Genomic DNA, 20,541 nt, shown 5'->3' on the forward strand with positions numbered 1-20,541 from the left:
CTGGGCGATCCCCCGCGTCGCCCAGAGCAGACGATCTCGTGCGCTGAGTATATTGGCTCGCAGCCAGTCAACGCAGGAGTAAGCATGTCCCCGCGCAGCGCATCGGTCAATGAAGAATTGCGCAGACGTTCCCGGGAGCGGCTGCTGCAAGCCACGGTCGAACTCGTCGGCGAGCGCGGCTACGAGGCCACGACCCTCGGCGACATCGCGGACCGCGCGGGCGCGGCCCGCGGCCTGGTCTCGTACTACTTTCCCGGCAAACGGCAGTTGCTCCAGTCCGCCGTGCACCGCCTGATGCACCTGACCTTGGAAGCGGCCCTCGAACGGGATCCCGCGACGGACGACGGCCGCGAGCGGCTGGCCCGGGCGATCGACGCGATCCTGGGCCTGGCCCGGGACCGGCCGCGGCTGATGCGGACCCACATGGCGGGCATCCTCCAGGCGGAGGGGTTCGTCCAGTGCGTCGAACAACAACGGCTCGCGGAGCTGCTGCGGGACACGGTCACCCGCTACGGGTCGGCGGACGTGGACACCGACTACCCGCTGTTGCGGGCCCTGCTGATGGGCGCGGTGGTGGCGGTGCTGTTGCCGGGAGCGCCGATGCCGGGGACCCGGCTGCGGGCCGAGCTGTTCCAGCGGTACGCGTTGGACTGGGAGATGGGCGACCCGCCGGACGGTGGACCGCCCGGCGGTTCGTTCCCCTCGGCACGGTGAGTGCCCTGTCGTCGGGCGGGGTCAGTGGTACTCGGGTTGGGTCTGGACGTTGAGGCCGTCCATCCGCACCCACTTGGCGCTGTCGGTGCGCCGGTCGTCGAGCCGCAGCACGTCGAGGCCCTTGACGATGTCGTTCGAGTAGATGTGTCCGTTGTAGTAGTACGCCGACCAGGAACCGCCGAGGCCGAGCGTGTCGGTGGTCAGGGGGCCGCGCTCGAAATAGGCGATCTCCCGGGGCCGGGTGGAGTCGGTGAAGTCCCACACCGAGATCCCGCCCTGGTACCAGGCCTGCACCATGACGTCGCGACCGCCGCCGACCGGGATCAGCGAGCCGTTGTGGGCCACGCAGTTCTCGGTGTCGGCCTGGAGCCGCGGGATCTTGAAGTAGCTCTTGAAGACGAGCTTGCGCTGGTCACCGCGCCCGGTGATGTCGTAGATCCCGTCCGCGCCCCGGTCGGGGCCGGTGGCCTCGTTGCAGGTGGCGCCGCTTCCGCCGCCCAACTCGTCGGTGAACACGATCTTGTTCGCGCGCTCGTTGAAGGTCGCGGAGTGCCAGAACGCGAAGTTCACGTTGTCCTGGACCCGGTCGATGACCCGCGGCTGCTCGGGCTTGCTGATGTCGAAGAGGATGCCGTCGCCCATGCAGGCGCCGGCGGCGAGGTTCTTCGAGGGGAGCACGGTGATGTCGTGGCAGCCGGTGGTCTTGGAGACGCCGGGGTTGGCGGGCGCTCCCGGGTTCCCGCCGTCCGGGAAGAGGACGGGGAAGGCGACGACCGAGGCCGTCGTCGGGGCCTTCTTCGGGACCTTGACGACGGAGATGCCGTCGTGCGGCGGCTTGCAGTCGGGGAAGGCCTCGTTCGGCGAGTACGAGGAGACGTAGAGGTAGATGTCGCGGCCGCCCGGCACCAGGGTGTGGGTGTGTGAACCGCAGGCGGTCTCCACCGACTTGATGTACCTGGGGTTCTTCTTGTCCTTGATGTCGAAGATCTTGATGCCCTCCCACGAGGACTTCTCCGTGGCCGGCTGCGAGACGCTGTTGCAGGAGTCGTCGCTGCGCGAGGAGTCGGTGGAGAGGAACAGCAGGTCGCCGGAGACGGAGACGTCGTTCTGCCCGCCGGGGCACAGGACCGTGGTGACGGACTTGGGTGCCTTCGGGTTGCCGATGTCGTAGATGGTGAAGCCGTCGTAACTGCCCGCGTAGGCGTACCTGCCCTGGAAGGCCAGGTCCGAGTTGATGCCCTCGGGGTTGGCGCTGGGGATGTTGGCGAGGGGTTTGATGTTCCGGCTGTGCACGATCTCGTCCTGACCGGGGATCTCCCCGGGGGCGAGTTCGCGGCCTTGGGCGGGTGCGGCGTTCCGCGCGGATCCGACGCCGGGTAACGCGTCGCCCGGGTCGGGGCTGGCGACCGCCGGTCCGGCGGTGGCCAGGAGCGTGGAGAGCAGCCCGGCGGCCACGAGGACCACCCCCGGACTCCTGCGTGGCGCTCTGACGGTGTGCGAGGTCACTGTGCCTCCCGTGGGGGTCCGTGCGTTCCGCCCTTCCTGGGAACGGAACCTGGACCCCGGCAGTATCGTCCTTTCCATGGACATGGCAAACGCCTTACTCGGCCGAATCCTGGGAGCGGCGCTGACCGCCGGTCTCCTGTTCACCCTCGCCGGCTGCCGTCAGGACGGGGCGGCGGACGGCGCCCGTGACGGCGCGCCGGTGGTCGTGGCCCCCGGCAGACCGGGCGAGCAGGCCCGGACCCTCTCGCCCGAACAGGCCGCGAGGGAGCGGCCGGACGACAGCCCCAACGCAGCCGACCGGACGTACGTGCGCCACATGATCGAGCACCACGGGCAGGCGCTGACGATGAGCGCGCTCGCCCCGACCCGGGCCTCGGCCGACGGGGTCAAGCGGGTGGCGGAACGCATCGCCGCCGCGCAGCGACCGGAGATCGGAGCCATGGAGAAGTGGCGGGCCCGGTACCCGGAGCCGTCCACCGCAGCCGGGTCCCACGACCACGGGGCGATGCCGGGCATGGCCACGGAGCGGCAACTCGCGGATCTCGCCGCGGCGAAGGGCCCCGACTTCGACCGGCTCTTCCTCACGCTGATGATCGCCCACCACGAGGGCGCCGTGAAGATGGCGGGCGAGGCGCTGGCCGGCGGCAACAACGTGGCGGTCGAGGAGATGGCGACCGAGGTGGTGGCCACCCAGAGCGCCGAGATCCACCGTATGCGCGCGATGGGCTGACGGCCGCGGGGCCCGGTGTCATGCTGGGAACACCTGCGGGAGGAGCTCCGCCGTGCTTCGTGTCGCCGTCGTCGGTTCGGGCCCGAGCGGGGTCTACGCCGCCCAGACCCTGGTCCAGCAGCGTGAGGTGCCGGGCGTGCGGGTCGACGTGCTGGACCGGCTGCCGGCGCCGTACGGGCTCGTGCGGTACGGAGTGGCCCCCGACCACGAGAAGATCAAGTCGCTGACCGGAAGTCTGTGCGCGGTGCTGGAGGACGAGCGGATCCGTTTCCTCGGGAACGTGGAGGTGGGCGGCCCGACCCTGACCACCGGCCGGCTGCTGGAGCTGTACCACGCGGTCGTGTACTGCGTCGGCGCCGCCCGGGACCGGCTGCTGGGGATCCCCGGCGAGGAGCTGGCCGGGGTGCACTCCGCGACGGCCTTCGTGGCCTGGTACAGCGGGCATCCGGACGCGGCGCCCTTCGACCTGGGCGGGGTGCGCTCGGCCGTGGTGGTCGGGGCGGGCAACGTCGCGGTGGACGTGACCCGCATCCTGGCCCGGGGCGCGCCCGAGCTGACGGCGACCGACATGCCGCACCCGGCCCTGGGGGTGCTCGCGGGCAGCGGTCTGCGGACGGTGTCGATGGTCGCCCGGCGCGGCCCCTCCCAAGGCCGGTTCACCACGAAGGAGCTGCGCGAACTGGGCACCCTGCCGGGGGTCGCCGTGCGGGTGGATCCCGCCGAACTGGCCATGGACCCGGCCTACCGCGACCCGGACGCGGCCGCCGCCCTGCCCGCGCCGGCCCGGCGGAACCTGGAGGTGCTGCGCGGCTGGGCCGAGGCGGACGGCGAGGCGTCCGAGGCGCCGCGGCGGAGCATCGCCCTGCGGTTCCACCTGCGGCCGGCGAGCGTGCTGGGCGGGGCGGACGGGCGGGTCACCGGCATGCGGTTCGAGCGGACCGCGCAGGACGGCGCGGGCGGGGTGACCGGCACGGGCGTGTACGAGGACATCCCGGCGGAACTGGTCCTGCGCTCGGTGGGGTACCAGGGCGTGCCGCTGCCCGGCCTGCCGTTCGACGCGGCGCGCGGCACGATCCCGCACGCGGCGGGCCGGGTGGTGCGCGCGGGCCGGGCCTCGGTCGGGGAGTACGTGGCGGGCTGGATCAAGCGCGGCCCGACCGGGGTGATCGGCACCAACCGGCCGTGCGCCAAGGAGACCGCGTCCTCGCTGCTCCAGGACGCGGCGGCGCTGGCCCGGCGTGAGCTTCCGGGCGACCCGCTGGACGCCCTGCGGGCGGCGGGTCTGCGGCCGGTGGAGTGGCCGGGCTGGCTGGCCATCGAGGTCGCGGAGGCCGATCTGGGGCGTTCGCTGGGACGCCGCTCCGTCAAGATCCCCGACTGGTCGGGCCTGCTGGGCGCGGCGGGCTCTTCGCCCCCTACGCCGTGACCGGAGTCTGAACCCGTGCCGTCGCCGGATCCGCGGTCGCGGCGGCCGGAGTCGTGAGGCGGGCCTCCTGGGCGGTCGCCGCGTGGAGGACGGTGTCCAGCAGGCCGGGGAAGAGGGCCTCCAGGTCGGCGTCGCGCAGGCCGTTCAGCTTGGTGGTGCCCGCGTAGGTCTGCCGTACGACGCCGCTCTCGCGCAGTACCCGGAAGTGGTGCGTGGTCGTCGACTTGGTGACCGGCAACGCGAAGTGCGAACAGGCGAGTTCGGTGTCCGAGGAGGCCAGGTCCCGGACGATGGACAGCCGCAGCGGGTCGGAGAGCGCGTGCAGCACGCCCTCCAGGCGGATCTCGGCGCGGTCCGGGTGGGCGAGTGCGCGGGTGGTCTCACGTTCCGCCATGTCCTGCTCCACTCGCTCGGTGTGACGCGTGCCGTCATTGCTCGTGCCGTCATTGTACGAGGGATGCCGTACGAGACGGCCCGCACGGAGGGTCGTCTCGCGGCGGGTCGTTCCCGGGGGTCGTTCCCCGGGGGTGTTTCCCGACGGGGTCGTTGCCGCCCGACGGGGTCGCTTCCCGATGGGGTCGGCCCGGGCGTGGGGGCCCGGGCCGACCCGGTTCACCAGGCCCGGTGGTACGGGGAGGGCGTACGCGGCTCCGTGCCCAGCTCGGACGCCGCGCGGCGGGCCCAGTACGGGTCGCGGAGCAGTTCCCGGCCGAGGAGGATCGCGTCGGCCTCCCCGTTGGCCAGGATCTTCTCGGCCTGGGCCGGCTCGGTGATCAGGCCGACGGCGGCCACGGGCAGCGAGGTCTCGGCCTTGACCCGGGCCGCGAAGGGCACCTGGAAGCCGGGAGCCACCGGGATCTTGGCGTCCGGGGCGAGTCCGCCGGTGGAGACGTCGAGGAAGTCCACGCCGTGCTCGTGCAGCAGTGCGGCCAGCCGGACGGTCTCGTCGCCGGTCCAGCCGTCCTCTTCCAGCCAGTCGGTGGCGGAGATCCGGAAGAACAGCGGGAGTTCCTCGGGCCACACCGCCCGTACGGCGTCCACGACTTCGAGGGCGAAGCGGGTGCGGTTCTCGAAGGAGCCGCCGTACTTGTCGGTGCGCCGGTTGCTGCGCGGGGACAGGAACTGCCCGATGAGGTAGCCGTGCGCGCCGTGGATCTCGACGATCTCGAAGCCGGCGTCGAGGGAGCGGCGGGCGGCGTCCGCGAACTGCACGGTGACTTCTCGGATGTGATCGATCGTCAGCTCGTGCGGGATCGGGTCGCCCTCGTGGAAGGGCAGCGCGCTCGGGGCGTCGGGCAGCCAGCCGTGCTCCTCGGGGCCGACCGACCGGCCGCCCTTCCAGGGGCGCTCGGTGGACGCCTTTCGGCCGGCGTGGGCGATCTGGATTGCGGGAACGGTGCCCTGCGACTTGAGGAAGGCGGTGATCGGGCGCAGCGCCTCGACCTGGGCGTCGTTCCAGATGCCGAGGTCGTACGGGGAGATGCGGCCCTCCGGCGAGATCGCGGTGGCCTCCTGGATGATCAGGCCGGTGCCGCCGACGGCGCGGGCGGCGTAGTGCGCGAAGTGCCACGGACCGGCCGCCCCGGCCGCGGGGCCGACGGCCTCGGCGCTGTACTGGCACATCGGCGCCATCCACACGCGGTTCGGGATGGTCACCGAGCGGATCGTGCGGGGCTGGAAAAAGGCGGCAAACGCAGCGGGGGCAGCACTCATCGGACTCTCCGGGTGTCGGCGGACGCGCGCCGGGCTCGGCGGCTAAGTACGAGGTTTACCGTACTACGAATTTCCCCGTACTACGAGACTTCTCGTACAACCGGGGTCCACGGGGCCGCGGGGGCCCGGACCGGAGCCCCGGAACGTCGTTCCGAGCCGCTGACGGCGGTCGGGTGCAGACTGGCTCAAAAGCTGTCGTGAAGGACAAGGAAGTCCGGAGGTGTCGGCGATGTCCGACGTTCTGCTGCTCGCGGGTACCCGCAAAGGGCTCTTCATCGGCCGACGGACGGACGCCGGGCCCTGGCGGTTCGACGGGCCGCACTTCAACGCGCAGGCCGTGTCCGCCGTCGCGATCGACACCCGGGGCCCGGCGCCCCGCCTGCTGGTCGGCGGGGACAGCTCACACTGGGGCCCGTCCGTCTTCAGCTCCGACGACCTGGGCGCGACCTGGCGGGAGCCCGCCGCGGCCGCCGTGCGCTTCCCCCGGGACACGGGCGCCTCGCTGGAACGCGTCTGGCAGCTGCACCCCGCCGGACCGGAGGCCCCGGACGTGGTCTACGCGGGCACCGAACCGGCCGCCCTGTTCCGCTCGACCGACCGGGGCGAGTCCTTCGCGCTGGTCCGGCCGTTGTGGGAGCACCCGAGCCGCGGGAGTTGGGTGCCGGGCGGCGGCGGCGAGGGCCTGCACACCGTGATCACGCACCCCGGCGACCCGGACGCCGTGACCGTCGCGGTCTCCACCGCCGGGGTGTTCCGGACCAGGGACGGCGGGGCGAGCTGGACCCCGTCGAACCACGGGGTCTCGGCCGTGTTCCTGCCGGACCCGAACCCGGAGTTCGGCCAGTGCGTCCACAAGATCGCCCAGGACGCCGGGAACGCCGACCGGCTGTACCTGCAGAACCACTGGGGCGTCTACCGCAGCGACGACGCGGGCACGGACTGGACCGACATCGGCGCCGGCCTGCCCTCCGACTTCGGCTTCGCGGTGGCCGCCCACCCGCACCGGCCGGACACCGCGTACGTCTTCCCGCTCAACGCCGACTCCGATCGCGTCCCGGCCGAACACCGCTGCCGGGTGTACCGCACCCAGGACGCCGGGGCCCGCTGGGAGCCCCTGGAACGGGGGTTGCCGGACGGGGACCACTACGGGACCGTCCTGCGGGACGCGCTCTGCACCGACGACGGGAACCCGGCGGGGATCTACTTCGGCAACCGCAACGGGGAGTTGTACGGCAGCCACGACGACGGGGACAGCTGGCAACTCCTGGCCGAGCACCTGCCGGACGTGCTCTGCGTACGGGCCGCCGTGCTCCCGTGACGGGCGCCGTGCTCCCGTGACGGATTGAGCCAGTAGAGTGATCGACCGTGGCAGCACGACCGTTGAACGAGATCGTCGAGCCGGGCTGGGCCCGGGCTCTTGAGCCGGTGGCCGCGCAGATCGCCGCGATGGGCGACTTCCTGCGCGGCGAGATCGCGGCCGGAAGGACGTACGTCCCCTCGGGGGCGAACGTCCTGCGCGCGTTCCAGCAACCCTTCGACGAGGTGAAGGTCCTCATCGTCGGACAGGACCCCTACCCCACCCCGGGGCACGCGATGGGCCTGTCCTTCTCCGTGGCGCCCGAGGTGAGTCCGTGGCCGCCGAGCCTGGACAACATCTTCCGCGAGATGCACGCGGACATCGGGACGGGCCGGCCGCTCAACGGCGACCTGACCCCGTGGACCCGGCAGGGCGTGCTGTTGCTGAACCGCTCGCTCACCACCGCCCCGCGCAAGACCGGCGGCCACCGCGGCAAGGGCTGGGAAGCCGTCACCGAGCAGGCCATCCGGGCGCTCGCCGCGCGCGGCAAGCCGCTGGTGTCGGTGCTGTGGGGGCGTGACGCACGCAACCTGCGGCCCCTGCTGGGCGACTTGCCGGCCGTGGAGTCCGTGCACCCCTCCCCCATGTCCGCGACCAACGGGTTCTTCGGCTCCAAGCCGTTCAGCAGGACGAACGAGTTGCTGGTGGGACAGGGAGCGCAGCCGGTTGACTGGCGCCTGCCGAACGCCAGTTGATCCGTACAGTTGAAACTTATACGACATTCAACGGATAAATACGGACAGAAGCCGCCGGAAGAGGCCCTGCCCGAACACTCTCTTCCGATAAGCCAGTAGCATGCGGCGCCATGAGCTCCCCCACTGGGCCCGACAATGGCCTGCCCGTACGAATGCCGCGACCCCGCCCTGCCGGACGGCACCGCCGACCCGAGCCCGCGGTGGCGCCCGAGGGCGCGCCCGCGCTGGTGCTCGCCGTGCCCGGTGCCCCCTCCGCCGCCTCGCGCGGGCTCGCGGAAGAGATCATCAGCATCGGCCGTTCCGAGCTGCCGGGCCTCGACGGCCGGATCGGATACCTCGACGGCGATGACGCCGAGGGTTCCGAGTTCCCGTCGCTCTCCGGCGTGCTGACCGCCGTCGCGCACGAACGCGCCGCGCGCGCGGAGTTCTCCCGCGCCGCCGGGCACGAGGTGCCCCCGGTCACCGGCCCGGACGCCGTGGTCGTCCCCCTGCTGGCCGGCCCCGACGGCGACCTGCTGCGCCGCGTCCGCCAGGCACTGATGGACTCCTCGGCCGCCGCCGAGCTGGCCGACGTGCTCGGCCCGCACCCGCTGCTCGCCGAAGGTCTGCACGTGCGGCTGTCCGAGGCCGGTCTGGCCCGTGCCGACCGGGCCCGCCTGTTCACCGTGACCACCGCCGCCGACGGCATCATCCTGGCGACCACCGGCGGCGAGGAGGCCGTCCGGGCCGCCGGGATCACCGGCATGCTGCTGGCCGCCCGCCTCGCGGTGCCGGTCAAGGCCGCCGCCCTGGACCAGGAGGGCTCGGTGGCGTCGATCGCCGAGCAGCTGCGCGCCGAGGGCTCGACGCAGTTGGCGCTGGCCCCCTACCTGATCGGCCCGGAGGCCGCCGAGGGGCTGCTGGACACGGCCTGCAAGGAGGCCGACTGCGCGACCGCCGACGTGCTCGGGGCCTACCCGGCGCTCGGCAAGCTGGCCGTCGCGCAGTACAGCGCGGCCCTGGGGATCACCCTGGGCGCCGCGGCCCACTGAACCACCCGCTGGACACCCGTGCGCGAGGGCCCGCGCTCCACGACCTGGAGCGCGGGCCCTCGCGCGTACGGGAGCGGGCCCGCCGGCCGGGCGGTCAGCCGAAGACCACGCACGTGGCCGCGGGCACGGGGACCGAGCCGGCCCGGCGCGGTCGGCCGGTCAGCGGGTCCACGTCGAACCAGGTGACGTCCCCGGACCGCTCGTTCGCCGCGTACAGCCGGCGGCCCGAGGGGTCGAGGACGAGATCGCGCGGCCAGTGCCCGCCACAGGAGACGATGGCGGTGAGCTGCGGTTTCTCGGCCCCGCCGGCGAGCGAGAAGGTGACGAGGGTGTCGGCGCCACGCACGGCGGCCCAGACGAAACGCCCGTCGGGCGAGACGACCACGGCCGAGGGGTGGTCCCGTACGGGCCCTGAGGGACCACCAGGGGCGATCGGAACCTCGGCGACCGGTTCCAGTCGCCCGGAGGTCGCCTCCCACCGGCAGACGGTCAGCTGGGCCTCCAGTTCGTGCAGGACGTAGACCACCTCGCCGTCGGGGTGGAAGACGAGGTGGCGCGGTCCCGTCCCGGCCCGCAGCGCGCTCTCGCCGTGCGGTCGCGGCTCGCCGCCGGCCGGGTCGAGGGCGTAGACCCGTACCGAGTCGGTGCCGAGGTCCACGGCGAGCACGTGGCGGCCGGTGGGGTCGGGTACCACCTGGTGGGCGTGCGGGGACGCCTGTCGGTCGGAGTCGAGACCGGAGCCGCGGTGGGCGAGGACGGTCGCGGGCCCGACGATCTTGCCGTCGGCGGCGAGCGGGAGGCTGCTGACGCTGCCGGAGGTGTAGTTGGCGGCGAACAGGCGCCGGCCCACGACGCACAGGTGGGTGGGACCGGACCCGCCGACCCGGACGGGCCCGCCGTGCGGAGCGAGCCCCTCGGCCGTGGCACGGAAGGCGCCGACCCCGCCCTGCTCGGTCTCGCTGACCGCGTAGAGCACCCCGGTGTCCCGCGCGAGGGCGAGGTACGAGGGGTCCGCGAGGGCGGCGGTGGCGGAGAGCGGGGTCAGTGCCCCGGTGGCCGGATCCACGGCCGCGGTGGTGACACCGCGGCCGCCCCCCGAGGTGAACGAGCCGATGTAGGCCCGGTGTCCGTCCGCTTGGTCCGTGCTGTGCGCGTCGTCCACAGGTACCTCAATTCCGCCGTTCCGGATCCGTTCGGAGCCGACGGTAACAGAAGGTCTAGACCAAATCCCGTCCTTGGGCCCTTTCTTGCGCGCCGGAGTGGTGCACGTAGGCCGTCGCGCTCGCCCGGTCCTCGTACGTGCGGTGGAACACCGGGGTCGCGGAACCGGAGATCGGCGGCACGATCCAGGACCAGTCCGCCCCGACCGCGCGCCCTTTGCGTTCCTCCCGTTCCAGGTGGGACAGGAAGCGCCGGGACTCGGTGTGGTGGTCGGCGATGGTCGCCCCGGCCCGGTCGAAGGAGTCCAGTACGGCCCGGTTCAGCTCGACCAGGGCGCGGTCCTTCCAGAGGGAACGGTCGGTGGAGAGGTCGAGGCCCAGCCGGCGGGCGACCGCGGGGAGGAGGTTGTACCGGTCGGTGTCGGCCAGGTTGCGGGCCCCTATCTCGGTGCCCATGTACCAGCCGTTGAACGGCGCCGCCGGGTAGTGGATGCCGCCGACCTCCAGGCACATGTTGGAGATGGCCGGGACCGCGTGCCAGCGAAGTCCCCAGTCCGCCCAGTCGTCGGCGGTGTCGGGGTGGCGGATCGGGACCTCCAGCACCGCGTCGGCGGGCGTCTCGAACCAGCGCGGTTTGTCGTCGACGCCCTGGACCACGAGCGGGAGGAGGTCGAAGGGGGTGCCGGGTCCGCCGGGCCAACCGAGGCCCAGCAGGGCGCCGGTGAGCGGGGCGTTGCGGGCGTCGCCGACGGTGAGGGAGGGGTGGTCGCCGTACCCGGCGTACCGGATCAGTTGCTCGCTCCAGATCAGCGGGCCCGGGCGGCCCGGCGCGTCCGGGGCGAAGACGGTGATGGTGGGACGGACCCGGCCGCCGTTGGTGGCCTCGCGCAGGTGGGCGAAGCACTCCTCGGCCACGTCGTCGGCGTCGGTGAGTTCGCGGCGGTCGCGGACCCGCAGCGAGTTCCAGTAGAGCCTGCCTATGCAGCGGTTGCTGTTGCGCCAGGCGACGCGGGCGCCGTGCACCAGTTCCTCCGGGGTGTGTCGGTAGGTTCCGGTCCCCGCGAGTTCGGCCCGTACGGCGGCGAGTCGAGCACGCGGATCACCGGCTTCCGGATTCTCCCGGTGGAAGAGTCGGATGAACTCCTCGGCTGCTTCCCACACCTGAGCGGTGTCGGAGCGCTGGTGAAGAATTTCCATTCCGGGCCGTTACCCCCCGTTCGACCAGATCCACCCGGTACGTGCCGGATGAACGTGCATTCTCCGATCACCCGTTGTACATGCCGCAGGTCAGCGGCAGGCGGCCCTTGCCAGGGGAACACTCGTCCGAGTGGTCTTCGGTAGAGGAGCCACGAGGAACTCCGGTTGCGGAGTAACATCCGCCACGATTCGTCGAGTTGTTCGGCCCGACGGCAGGGCTCACGGCTCGATGAGGCCGACCAGGGCGCGTTCGCGCATGCCCTGGATGCCGGCGCCCTCCGGCGCGGACCCGACGCCCCGGCCGTCGTCGTGGACCAGCAACACCACGCCGCCGCCGGGTCGCGGGCGCAGGTGGAGGGCGACGCGGGTCGCGCCGGCGTGCCGGGCGGCGTTCGTCAGACCCTCCTGGGCGACCCGGTACAGGACGAGTTCGGTGGCGGGCGCCAGGGCCGGCAGTCCCGGGGTGATGTGCGCGCTCACGCCGAGGCGCGGGGTGGTGAACTCGGCGACCAGCGACCGGAGCGCGCTGTGCAGGCCCAGTTCCTCCAGGACGCCCGGGCGCAGGCGTCGGGCGATGCGCCTGATCTCGTCGAGGCCGGCGCGGGTGGTCTCCTGGGCCTGGCGCAGGTCGGCGCGCACGGGTTCGGGGACCCGGTCGGCGGCGTGCTTGAGCTGAAGGAGCACGGCGGTGAGGGTCTGGCCGACCTCGTCGTGGAGTTCGCGCGCGATGCGGTGCCGCTCGGCCTCCAGGGCCGACAGGACGCGGCCGCTGCTGGTGGCCCGCTCGGTCTCCAGCCGGTCCAGCATGCTGTTGAAGGTCTCGGTCAGCTCGGCGATCTCGCCCCGGCCGGTGACCCGGGGACGCCGACCGGGGCGCAGCAGGTCCGCCGTGGCCATGGCCCGGGTGAGGCGTTGCAGCGGGGCGAGACCGATCCGCAGGAGGACGGCGTTGGCGACGAGCATGGCCCCCAGTCCGGCGAGCAGGACGAGTGCTTCCCCGAAGAGGACCGGGGTCGAGACGGTGACCGGACCGAAGAGCAGCAGCACGGCCACGATCAGCACGGCGGCGTTCAACAGGAAGATCCGCCAGTACAGCGACATGGGCGCACGCCTCTCTCGTCGAACGTCCGTCCCACTATCGCCGCCCCCGCCTCCACCACCCGCATCGGCCCGCCGGCCGGGTCCGGCCCGGGCCTCGTCCCGGGGCCCCACCTGCGGCGGGATCCACTTCCCCGCCCCAGCCTCACTGCCGCGGACCCGTCCTGTCCATCCGTGCCGACACCCATTTCACGCGCCTTCGGAAAGTGGCAGCATGGGCCCGCGCCGAGGCCCGTGACCTGCCCGAACACAGCGTCGGCGCCGTACGGAAACCACGGATGGATCAAGGGGGGACGGGCTGTGCCTGCTCCACGGATGAGTACGACACCGCTGCCCGGCATCGGTGTCCAGTACGACCTCACCACGCGCGAACACCGCCATCTGTCGGTGATCGCGCACCGGGACGGCACCCGCACGGTGAACGTCTACCGGGCCGACGACCCCGACGCCTGCGCCCAGTCGCTGCACCTGACCGGGCCGGAGACGGCGTCGCTGATCGACGCGCTCATGCCGGCCCACCACAGTCCGAACGTCCTGCACACCACCGATCTGGGGCTGGTGGCCGAACGGATCGAGCTGTCGGCGCACTCCCACTGGAACGGCCGGGTGCTGGGCGAGACCCGGATGCGGACCGAGACCGGCGTCTCGGTGGTCGCCGTACTGCGCCGCGCCGAAGCCCGCCCCTCCCCCGCGCCGGACTTCCGCCTGGCCGGCGGGGACACGCTCATCGTCATCGGCACCCGCGAGGGCGTCGAGGCGGCCGCCGCGATACTCGGACGGGAGTGAGGCCGTGCACTCCGCTGTCTTCCTCATCGAATTCGGCGCGATCATCCTCGGCCTGGGCCTGCTCGGCCGGGTCGCGGGGCGCCTCAAGTTCTCCCCCATCCCCCTGTACCTGCTGGCCGGGCTCGCGTTCGGCAACGGCGGACTGCTGCCGCTCGGCGCGAGCGAGGAGTTCGTGGCGATCGGCGCCGAGATCGGCGTCATCCTGCTCCTGCTGATGCTGGGCCTGGAGTACACCGCCAGCGATCTCGTCTCCAACCTCAAGACCCAGTACCCGGCGGGACTGGTCGACTTCGGTCTCAACGCGGTGCCCGGCGCGGTCGCGGCGCTGCTGATGGGGTGGGGGCCGGTCGCGGCCGTCGTCCTGGCCGGGGTCACCTGGATCTCCTCGTCCGGGGTCATCGCCAAGGTGATGGGCGACCTCGGGCGCCTCGGCAACCGGGAGACGCCGGTCATCCTCAGCATCCTGGTGCTGGAGGACCTGGCCATGGCCGTGTACCTGCCGATCGTCACGGCGCTGTTGGCCGGGGTGAGCCTCGCGGCGGGCAGTCTGACCCTGGCCATCGCGCTCGGTGTCGCCGGGGCGGTGCTCTTCGTCGCCGTCCGGTACGGGCGGGTGATCTCCCGCTTCGTCTCCAGCGACGACCCGGAGAAGCTGCTCCTGGTGGTCCTCGGCCTGACCCTGCTCGTCGCGGGTGTCGCCCAGCAGCTCCAGGTCTCGGCGGCCGTCGGCGCGTTCCTCGTCGGCATCGCGCTGTCCGGGGAGGTCGCCGAGGGCACGCACACGCTGTTGAGTCCGCTGCGGGACCTGTTCGCCGCGGTGTTCTTCGTCTTCTTCGGCCTGCACACGGATCCGGCGAGCATTCCGCCGGTGATCCTGCCCGCGCTCGCGCTCGCGCTCGTCACCGCCTGCACGAAGGTCGCCACCGGCTACTGGGCCGCGCGGCGGGCCGGGGTCGGCGTCAAGGGGCGTTGGCGGGCGGGCGGCACGCTGGTGGCGCGCGGGGAGTTCTCCATCGTGATCGCCGGGCTGGCGGTCACCGCGGGCATCGAGCCGGCCCTCGGCCCGCTGGCGACCGCGTACGTGCTGATCCTGGTGATCGTCGGACCGCTGACCGCCCGCTACACGGAGCCGTTGGCGGTGTACCTGACCGGGCGGCGGGGCCGGCCGCGGCCGCTGTTGGCCGCGGTGCCCTCCCCGGCGAAGTCGCCGGAGGGCGTGTCGGAGAGCGTGCCGGAGCAGAACCAGGATCCGGCCGGGCGCGCCTGAGCGGCGGCCCGACCGGTCTCGCTCAGGCGCTGACCAGGGGGCCGCGCGACGGCGTGCGCAACGGGGCGTCGAGCTGGGTCAGGAGCCGCTCCAGGCCGTGCAGGTGGGCCAGCGCGTGCTCGCCGGCGCGCTGCTCGGGGATCAGTCCCGCGGCCGGTCGGCCGTCGGCGCCGGCAGGCGTCCCGGGAGAGATCAGCGCCTCGACCGCAGTCTCCACGCGCCGGCAGGCCGCCGCGAGCCGGGCGTCGTGGCCGGCGTCCGGGTCGGCGGCCACGGTGACCAGGCCCCGTACCTCCGCGGCGCACTCGTCGAGGAGGGACAGCACGTGGCGGGCCCGTGCCTTGCGGGCCGCGTATGGGCTGAGCGGGTGGACGAGGGGGGCCAGCGAGAGCCGTACCCGGCCCAGCAGCAGTTCCAGCTCGGCGGCGTGCGGGGCCGGGTCGGCGACCGGTGAACCGGCCAGTCGGGCGGCGGCCTCGGCCGTGCACGTGCGGACGCAGCGCAGGGCGCGCTGGATCCAGGCGTCGTTCGTCGCGTGCGTGGTGACGGGCAGGACGAGGATCACGGCGAGCGCCGCGCAGACCGCGCCGACGGCCGTCTCCTGGAAGCGGAGCACCAGCAGGCCCGGGTCCAGGACCCCGAGGAGGCCGTAGAGCAGGCCGGCCATGACCGTCACGGCGAACATCATCCAGCTGTACGAGACGGGGGCCGTGTAGAAGATCCCGAAGACGCAGACGGCGACCAGCGCGGCGGTCGGCGCGGGCGCCCCGTCCAGCGGGATGGCGACGAGCAGGCCGACGCCGATCCCGATGACCGTGCCGAGGACCCGGCGGAAGCCGCGGACCAGGGTCTCGCCGCGCGAGGCCGTGTTCACGAAGATCCACCAGACGGTGCCGACGGCCCAGTACCAGCGGTCCTCGGAGAGCACCTGGCCCACGCTGAGCGCGACGGCGCAGGCGGCGGTGGCCTGGAGGGCCTGTCGGGTGGTGGTCCGGGCGAAGCCGGTGCCGGGCAGGCCGGGCGGGGTCGGGGGCGGCGGCGTGCGGCGCTCGATCGGCCACAGGACGAAGCGCACGGCGCCGGCGGAGAGCAGCGCCAGGCCGACGGCGGCGAACAGTTCGGGCAGTTGGGCGGGGACCGCGTGCAGGAACTGGGTGGTGAAGAAGCTCATGAAGGCGAAGACCCCGAGGGCGTGGCCGCGCGGACCCCAGCGGCGGGCGTAGACCCCGGCGAGGACGACGACGAGGAACGCCGCGTCACGCGCGAGCGTGATGCCGTGCAGGGTCGTGGCGAGGGCCAGTACGGGGAAGCCCGCCAGGGGCAACAGGGCCGTGGTCACCCGCTGGGCGCGCACGGTGGCGTCGAGGACGGTGAACAGGGCCAGCAGGGCCGCCAGTCCGCCCGTGATGGAAGCGGTCAGGGAGAGTCCGGCCAGTTCGGCCGAGGCGACGGCCAGGCCGATGCCGATCACGGCGCGGAGCGCGTTCCTGAGTCTCATTCGCCCCGGGTCCGGAGCCACGAACATCCTCTTCACGGCGGTGTGCCGCCCCCCTCGATACGCGCACGCCGGGCCTGCGGCCGCCCGGGGGTGGTGGGCGGTGTGCGGGCACGGCGAAGGCGCCACGGTCCGGAGCGGCCTCGTCGCCGTCCGGCGCTGCGTGGCGCCGTAAGTACATGGATACGACACAGATAACCATCCCCGGGCCCACTGGCTCAACTCGGGCTCGGATCACTGGGCCATTGGCCCTGTCCGGGGCGCGCGAGATGGGCCGGCGCGGACCAAAGGCCCGGCGTCGGAGCCGTGACCCGACGCGACCGGGGCGGGGCTCAGGCGGGGCGGGGGTAGGTGCGGGACTGTTTCACGCTGCCGTACGCGAAGCTCGACTCGATGGAGGCGATGCCGGGGATGGCGTGGATTCGGTCGCGGACCAGGGCCTCGTACGCCTGGAGGCTTTCGATCACGACCCTGAGCAGGTAGTCGCTGCTGCCCGCCATCAGGTAGCAGTCCTGGATGTGCTCGATGCCGCCGACGTGCCCCTCGAAGATCCGGACGGCCTCGCTCGTGTGGCGTTCCAGCCGGATCCGGACGAAGACGGTGATGGGGAGTCCGAAGCCGACCTGGTCGACCATCGCCGTGTAGCCGCGGATGAGACCGGCCTCCTCCAGCCGGCGGACCCGGCGCAGGCACGGCGAGGGGGAGAGTCGGACGCGGTCGGCCAGGTCCTGGTTGGACAGCCGGCCGTCGGCCTGCAATTCGCGGATGATCTGCAGATCGACTGCGTCCATCGGCCCTCCTTGGCAGATTCTGCCCCAAAGCTATGTTCGGGAGGCAGAACTGGCAATCGGCTGCCCCGGCCGAAGCCCTAGCGTTGCCTGGTGGCCGATTCCGGCCCCCTCATGCTGGAGGAACCTCCTTGGTCACGCAGAGCATCCTGCCCGCGACGGCTCCCCCGCGCGGGTCCGTCGTGCGTCGGCTCTCGCCACAGGCGCGGGGCACGGCGGCACTGGTGGTGACCGTGCTGATCTGGGCCGCCTTCGCGCTCAGCGCCCGGGCCCTGAGCACCTCGTCCCTGCTGCCCGCCGACGCGGCCCTGCTGCGGTTCGGCGTCCCGGTCCTCGTCCTGGCGCCCGCGCTGTGGCGGCGGCGCGCCCGGATCGCGGCCGTGCGCCCGGCGGCCGCCGCGAAGATCGTCTGCGGAGCGGGCGTCCCGTTCTTCCTCGCCGCCATGCAGGGCGGCTCGCTGACCTCGGCGGCGTTCGTCGGGTCGATCGTCCCCGGCATGGTCCCGCTGTTCGTGTCCGGGCTGATGGTCGCCGGCGGGCGCGGGATGCCCCGGGGGACGCAGGCGGCCGGACTGGCGCTGATAGCCGCCGGTGTCGGGGCCCTCGTCTGGCGCCACGTCGTCCCGGTCAACACGGACGTGCTGACCGGCTCGGGGTTGCTGTTGGTGGCGAGCGGGCTGTGGGCCCTCTATACGGTGGGCCTGAAAGAGGTCGATCTCGATCCGGTCGGATCGATCGGGCTGCTGTGCCTGCCCTCGTTCACGGTGATGGGTCTGCTGGTCCTCACGGGCGTGCTCCCCACCGCGATGGCCTCGGCGGCGGGCGGCGACATCCTGCTGTTCCTCGTGGTCCAGGGGCTCGGGGTCGGGTTGTGCGCCGGCCTGCTGTACGCCTACGCCATCCGGGCGCTGGGCGCGGAGCGCAGCTCCGTCGTCGGGAGCCTGAGCCCGGTCGCCGTGGTCCTGCTCGCCATACCCCTGCTCGACGAGTCGCCGACGCTCGCCGTGCTCGTCGGCGTTCCCCTGATCACCGCCGGCGTCGTCCTCGCCAATCGGCGCTCGCGCCCCCGATCCCAGTCCGAGGTCCCCGCAGATGCTTGAGCTCCTCCTCCCGCCGCCCGTCGATCCGCTCTGGGACCTGACCGAGGCGTTCTGGGCCGACGCGCGTCCCGAGCGGCTGAACCTCGTCCTCGGCGTGTACCGGGACGAGACGGGCGGCACGCCCGTGATGACGGCCGTACGCGAGGCCGAGATACGCCTGGCGGAACGTTCCGCCTCGAAGGAGTACCGCGGTCTGTCCGGCAACACCGCCTTCAACCGCGCGATGTTGTCGCTGGTGCTGGGGCCCGGTTCGGGCGCGGCCGACGCCCCGGTCGAGCGGGCCGTCGCGGTGCAGACCGTCGCGGGCAGCGGGGCCCTGCGCCTGCTGGCGGACCTGATCTGCCGGACCCGTCCGGGCACCACCGTGTGGATCAGCGATCCCGCCTACGTCAACCACCGGCCCATCCTGGAGGCGGCCGGGCTGAACGTGCGGACGTACGCCTGGGTGGACGCCCAGGGACGCCCCGACACGGCCGGCATGCTGGCGGACCTGGCACAGGCGCGCCGCGACGACGTCGTGCTGATCCAGGGCTGCTGCCACAACCCCAGCGGGGTCGATCCCTCCCTCCGGGACTGGGAGGAACTGGCCGCGCTCGCGGAGCGTGCCGGCTGGGTCCCGTTCGTCGATCTGGCCTACCACGGGCTCGGTGACGGCCTGGAGGCCGACCTGGCGCCGACGCGCATGCTCGCCGAGCGGGTGCCGGAGATGCTCGTCGCGATCAGCTGCTCGAAGAACTTCGGCCTCTACAGCGACCGCACCGGTTGCGCCGTCGTCATCGGTTCCTCCCGTTCCTCGCTGCGACACGTCGAGACGGCGCTCCAGAACGCGGCGCGCACCCTCTACTCGATGCCGCCGGAGCACGGGGCCGCCATCGTGACGGCGATCCTGGAGGACGAGGAACTGCGGGCGACCTGGCGGGCGGAGCTGACCGCCATGCGCGGCCGGATCACGGACAACCGGCGGGATCTGGTCGCGGGCCTGGAGGCCCTCGGCCGGGGCGCGCAGGCGGACGTGCTCGCACGGCAGAAGGGCATGTTCTCGATGCTGCCGCTCGACCCGCGGCAGATGTTGCGGCTGCGCAGCGGATTCGCCATCTACGGGACCACCTCGGGCCGGATCAACATCGCGGGCATCCCCTCGCACCGCGTCCCCTGCCTCGCGCAGGGCATAGCGGCCGTGCTGGCCGAGTCGAACTAGGTCGTCTCGTTCGGATCCTGTCGGGCGCCGCGGCCCGGGCGAGATCCGCAAGAGCCGGCCCGGGTCGTCTCCTCCGGGTCGGGGCCGGCCCGGGGGGCCAGGCGTTCGACGGCGACCATCGCCGCGTCGTCGCCCAGCCGGCCGCCGGGCGAGTGCCGGAGCAGGTCCGCGCAGAGCCGGCGCAGCAGGGCGGCCGGGCCTGCTGCGCCGGGGCGGGCGGCGGCGGCCCGGTCCTGGAGCGGGTAGAAGGCGCCGGACGCGTCGCGGGCCTCGATGACGCCGTCCGTGTAGAGCAGCAGGACGTCCCCCGGTTCGAAGGCGAAGGACTGCGCGGTGTATCCGGAGTCCACGAGTTCCGCGAGGCCCAGCGGCGGCGCCGGGTGCGCCACCTCCAGCGCGACGACCCGGTCTCCGCGCAGCAGCAGCGGTGGCGGGTGCCCGCAGCTGACGACCTCCACGGTCGTCCCCCGGTCCGGGACGTCGACCACGGCGGCGGTGGTGAAGCCCTCGCCCTCCGGCCTGCCGGGCGTGCCGTCCTCCTCGTCCCTGTCGGCGGCGACGGCGGCGTCCAGTCGGGCGACCAGCTCGGGCAGCCCGGCGTCCAGGTGGGCGGCGGCCCGGAAGGCGCCGAGCACGACGGCCGCCTCCCCGACGGCGTCCAGGCCCTTGCCCCGGACGTCCCCGATGAGCAGGCGGGTGCCGTGGGCGGTGCGGGCGGCCGCGTACAGGTCGCCGCCGATCAGGGCCTCGGCCTCGGCGGCCAGGTAGACGGACGCCACCCGCAGGGGCCCCATCCGTTCGCGCAGGGGTCGCAGGACGACCTGTTGGGCGGCCTCGGCGACCGAACGCAACTGCGTGAGCTGGGCCTCGTGGACCTCCCGCAAGTGGGCGAAGAAGGTCACGAAGGCCGAGATCAGGATCAGGGCGATGATCTGGAAGGTGTGGTTGAGGTCCGTGAGGGTGGTCCGGCTGACCGCGACCACCACCTGGGCGAGCACGGCCACCGCGCCCACGATGCCGGTCGTCCGGGGCCCGGCGAAGGAGGCCGTGAGCGCCGGGGCGGCGACGAGGAAGGGGCCGAGATGGACCTCGGGGGGTGCCAGTACGTCCACCAGGGTGACGACCGCGATCAGGGCGAACGGGACCGCCAGGAGCACGAGGCGCGGTTCCCCGTGCCGGCGGGTGCGCGGGGGCGGCGGCCGAGGGTCCATGTCTCCTGCTTACACCGCGCGCGTTCCTCCCGCGCTGCGGCGCGAACGCCGCGGAGCGGCACGCGCCCC

Annotated in this window: 19 protein-coding genes; 10 read left to right on the plus strand and 9 right to left on the minus strand. The window is 73.0% G+C overall.

The features are described 5' to 3' along the window. The first annotated feature begins 84 nt into the window (after positions 1–84). Positions 85–714 carry a TetR/AcrR family transcriptional regulator gene (locus tag OTB19_RS06290; protein WP_267797017.1) on the plus strand — a complete coding sequence of 210 codons (630 nt, stop codon included), beginning with the start codon at positions 85–87 and terminating at the stop codon, positions 712–714. 21 nt (positions 715–735) lie between these two features. Here the strand turns inward: OTB19_RS06290 and OTB19_RS06295 are convergent, their stop codons facing one another. Continuing rightward, positions 736–2,220, minus strand: a complete 1,485-nt coding sequence (locus OTB19_RS06295; RefSeq protein WP_267797018.1) for an LVIVD repeat-containing protein — start codon at positions 2,218–2,220, stop codon at positions 736–738. Positions 2,221–2,296: 76 nt separating this feature from the next. Here OTB19_RS06295 and OTB19_RS06300 point away from each other — a divergent pair, with 76 nt between their 5' ends. Both OTB19_RS06300 and OTB19_RS06305 read left to right on the plus strand, forming a co-directional pair. After that, positions 2,297–2,950, plus strand: a complete 654-nt coding sequence (locus OTB19_RS06300; RefSeq protein WP_267797019.1) for a DUF305 domain-containing protein — start codon at positions 2,297–2,299, stop codon at positions 2,948–2,950. Between the two features lie 52 nt (positions 2,951–3,002). After that, the gene (locus OTB19_RS06305; RefSeq protein WP_267797020.1) at positions 3,003–4,376 is read left to right on the plus strand and encodes an FAD-dependent oxidoreductase; all 1,374 of its coding nucleotides are present in this window, start codon (positions 3,003–3,005) and stop codon (positions 4,374–4,376) included. Here the strand turns inward: OTB19_RS06305 and OTB19_RS06310 are convergent. Together OTB19_RS06310 and OTB19_RS06315 are read right to left on the minus strand one after the other, a co-directional pair. After that, positions 4,366–4,770 carry an ArsR/SmtB family transcription factor gene (locus tag OTB19_RS06310; RefSeq protein ID WP_267797021.1) on the minus strand — a complete coding sequence of 135 codons (405 nt, stop codon included), beginning with the start codon at positions 4,768–4,770 and terminating at the stop codon, positions 4,366–4,368. The two genes, OTB19_RS06305 and OTB19_RS06310, sit on opposite strands and share 11 nt — an antisense overlap. Positions 4,771–4,988: 218 nt before the next feature. Further along, positions 4,989–6,089, minus strand: a complete 1,101-nt coding sequence (locus OTB19_RS06315; protein WP_267797022.1) for an NADH:flavin oxidoreductase/NADH oxidase — start codon at positions 6,087–6,089, stop codon at positions 4,989–4,991. Positions 6,090–6,318: 229 nt separating this feature from the next. Between OTB19_RS06315 and OTB19_RS06320 the strand changes: the two genes are divergently transcribed. The 3 genes from OTB19_RS06320 to OTB19_RS06330 all read left to right on the plus strand — a co-directional run bounded on the left by OTB19_RS06320 (position 6,319) and on the right by OTB19_RS06330 (position 9,172). After that, positions 6,319–7,407, plus strand: coding sequence for a WD40/YVTN/BNR-like repeat-containing protein (locus OTB19_RS06320; protein ID WP_267797023.1), 1,089 nt, complete (start codon positions 6,319–6,321; stop codon positions 7,405–7,407). Positions 7,408–7,454: 47 nt separating this feature from the next. Continuing rightward, positions 7,455–8,141: a uracil-DNA glycosylase gene (locus OTB19_RS06325; protein ID WP_267797024.1), complete on the plus strand. Its 687-nt coding sequence runs from the start codon at positions 7,455–7,457 to the stop codon at positions 8,139–8,141. A 110-nt stretch (positions 8,142–8,251) separates the two neighbouring features. After that, a complete protein-coding gene (locus OTB19_RS06330; protein WP_267797025.1) occupies positions 8,252–9,172 on the plus strand; it encodes a sirohydrochlorin chelatase in 921 nt (306 codons plus the stop codon). A gap of 94 nt (positions 9,173–9,266) precedes the next feature. Here OTB19_RS06330 and OTB19_RS06335 read toward each other — a convergent pair whose 3' ends face one another. From OTB19_RS06335 to OTB19_RS06345, 3 genes are all read right to left on the minus strand, one after another. Further along, positions 9,267–10,334 carry a lactonase family protein gene (locus OTB19_RS06335; RefSeq protein ID WP_267797026.1) on the minus strand — a complete coding sequence of 356 codons (1,068 nt, stop codon included), beginning with the start codon at positions 10,332–10,334 and terminating at the stop codon, positions 9,267–9,269. Between the two features lie 55 nt (positions 10,335–10,389). Continuing rightward, on the minus strand, positions 10,390–11,529 hold the full coding sequence (locus tag OTB19_RS06340; RefSeq protein WP_267797027.1) for a nitric oxide synthase oxygenase: 1,140 nt from the start codon (positions 11,527–11,529) through the stop codon (positions 10,390–10,392). Positions 11,530–11,748: 219 nt separating this feature from the next. After that, a complete protein-coding gene (locus OTB19_RS06345) occupies positions 11,749–12,630 on the minus strand; it encodes a HAMP domain-containing sensor histidine kinase (protein WP_267797028.1) in 882 nt (293 codons plus the stop codon). A 312-nt stretch (positions 12,631–12,942) separates the two neighbouring features. Here OTB19_RS06345 and OTB19_RS06350 point away from each other — a divergent pair, with 312 nt between their 5' ends. After that, complete coding sequence (locus OTB19_RS06350) at positions 12,943–13,413, plus strand: cation:proton antiporter regulatory subunit (protein ID WP_053678243.1); 471 nt, start codon at positions 12,943–12,945, stop codon at positions 13,411–13,413. A gap of 4 nt (positions 13,414–13,417) precedes the next feature. Then, complete coding sequence (locus OTB19_RS06355; RefSeq protein ID WP_267797029.1) at positions 13,418–14,680, plus strand: cation:proton antiporter; 1,263 nt, start codon at positions 13,418–13,420, stop codon at positions 14,678–14,680. A 22-nt stretch (positions 14,681–14,702) separates the two neighbouring features. Here the strand turns inward: OTB19_RS06355 and OTB19_RS06360 are convergent, their stop codons facing one another. Together OTB19_RS06360 and OTB19_RS06365 are read right to left on the minus strand one after the other, a co-directional pair. Continuing rightward, positions 14,703–16,205 (minus strand): FUSC family protein, encoded by a 1,503-nt coding sequence (locus OTB19_RS06360; RefSeq protein ID WP_267797057.1) that lies wholly within the window; start codon positions 16,203–16,205, stop codon positions 14,703–14,705. 302 nt (positions 16,206–16,507) lie between these two features. Beyond that, positions 16,508–16,966 carry an Lrp/AsnC family transcriptional regulator gene (locus OTB19_RS06365; RefSeq protein WP_267797030.1) on the minus strand — a complete coding sequence of 153 codons (459 nt, stop codon included), beginning with the start codon at positions 16,964–16,966 and terminating at the stop codon, positions 16,508–16,510. Between the two features lie 128 nt (positions 16,967–17,094). Here OTB19_RS06365 and OTB19_RS06370 point away from each other — a divergent pair, with 128 nt between their 5' ends. Together OTB19_RS06370 and OTB19_RS06375 are read left to right on the plus strand one after the other, a co-directional pair. Next, positions 17,095–18,063, plus strand: coding sequence for a DMT family transporter (locus OTB19_RS06370; RefSeq protein WP_267797031.1), 969 nt, complete (start codon positions 17,095–17,097; stop codon positions 18,061–18,063). Beyond that, entirely contained in the window at positions 18,056–19,261 is a 1,206-nt protein-coding gene (locus OTB19_RS06375; protein WP_267797032.1) for an aromatic amino acid transaminase, read from the plus strand. The genes OTB19_RS06370 and OTB19_RS06375 overlap by 8 nt, the downstream gene beginning before the upstream one ends. On the opposite strand, the gene OTB19_RS06380 is transcribed toward OTB19_RS06375, so the two are convergent. After that, positions 19,258–20,472 (minus strand): PP2C family protein-serine/threonine phosphatase, encoded by a 1,215-nt coding sequence (locus OTB19_RS06380; protein ID WP_267797033.1) that lies wholly within the window; start codon positions 20,470–20,472, stop codon positions 19,258–19,260. The two genes, OTB19_RS06375 and OTB19_RS06380, sit on opposite strands and share 4 nt — an antisense overlap. Between the last annotated feature and the right edge of the window lie 69 nt (positions 20,473–20,541).

The sequence above is a fragment of the Streptomyces sp. H27-H5 genome, from assembly GCF_026627505.1.
Lineage (GTDB): Bacteria > Actinomycetota > Actinomycetes > Streptomycetales > Streptomycetaceae > Streptomyces.

Bases quoted from the DNA above. Each gene is read 5' to 3' on its own strand.
- OTB19_RS06290 (WP_267797017.1), top strand. From the start codon at position 85: ATGTCCCCGCGCAGCGCATCGGTCAATGAAGAATTGCGCAGACGTTCC.
- OTB19_RS06300 (WP_267797019.1), top strand. From the start codon at position 2,297: ATGGACATGGCAAACGCCTTACTCGGCCGAATCCTGGGAGCGGCGCTG.
- OTB19_RS06310 (WP_267797021.1), bottom strand. From the start codon at position 4,770: ATGGCGGAACGTGAGACCACCCGCGCACTCGCCCACCCGGACCGCGCC.
- OTB19_RS06315 (WP_267797022.1), bottom strand. From the start codon at position 6,089: ATGAGTGCTGCCCCCGCTGCGTTTGCCGCCTTTTTCCAGCCCCGCACG.
- OTB19_RS06320 (WP_267797023.1), top strand. From the start codon at position 6,319: ATGTCCGACGTTCTGCTGCTCGCGGGTACCCGCAAAGGGCTCTTCATC.
- OTB19_RS06330 (WP_267797025.1), top strand. From the start codon at position 8,252: ATGAGCTCCCCCACTGGGCCCGACAATGGCCTGCCCGTACGAATGCCG.
- OTB19_RS06340 (WP_267797027.1), bottom strand. From the start codon at position 11,529: ATGGAAATTCTTCACCAGCGCTCCGACACCGCTCAGGTGTGGGAAGCA.
- OTB19_RS06345 (WP_267797028.1), bottom strand. From the start codon at position 12,630: ATGTCGCTGTACTGGCGGATCTTCCTGTTGAACGCCGCCGTGCTGATC.
- OTB19_RS06350 (WP_053678243.1), top strand. From the start codon at position 12,943: ATGAGTACGACACCGCTGCCCGGCATCGGTGTCCAGTACGACCTCACC.
- OTB19_RS06360 (WP_267797057.1), bottom strand. From the start codon at position 16,205: ATGTTCGTGGCTCCGGACCCGGGGCGAATGAGACTCAGGAACGCGCTC.
- OTB19_RS06365 (WP_267797030.1), bottom strand. From the start codon at position 16,966: ATGGACGCAGTCGATCTGCAGATCATCCGCGAATTGCAGGCCGACGGC.
- OTB19_RS06375 (WP_267797032.1), top strand. From the start codon at position 18,056: ATGCTTGAGCTCCTCCTCCCGCCGCCCGTCGATCCGCTCTGGGACCTG.
- OTB19_RS06380 (WP_267797033.1), bottom strand. From the start codon at position 20,472: ATGGACCCTCGGCCGCCGCCCCCGCGCACCCGCCGGCACGGGGAACCG.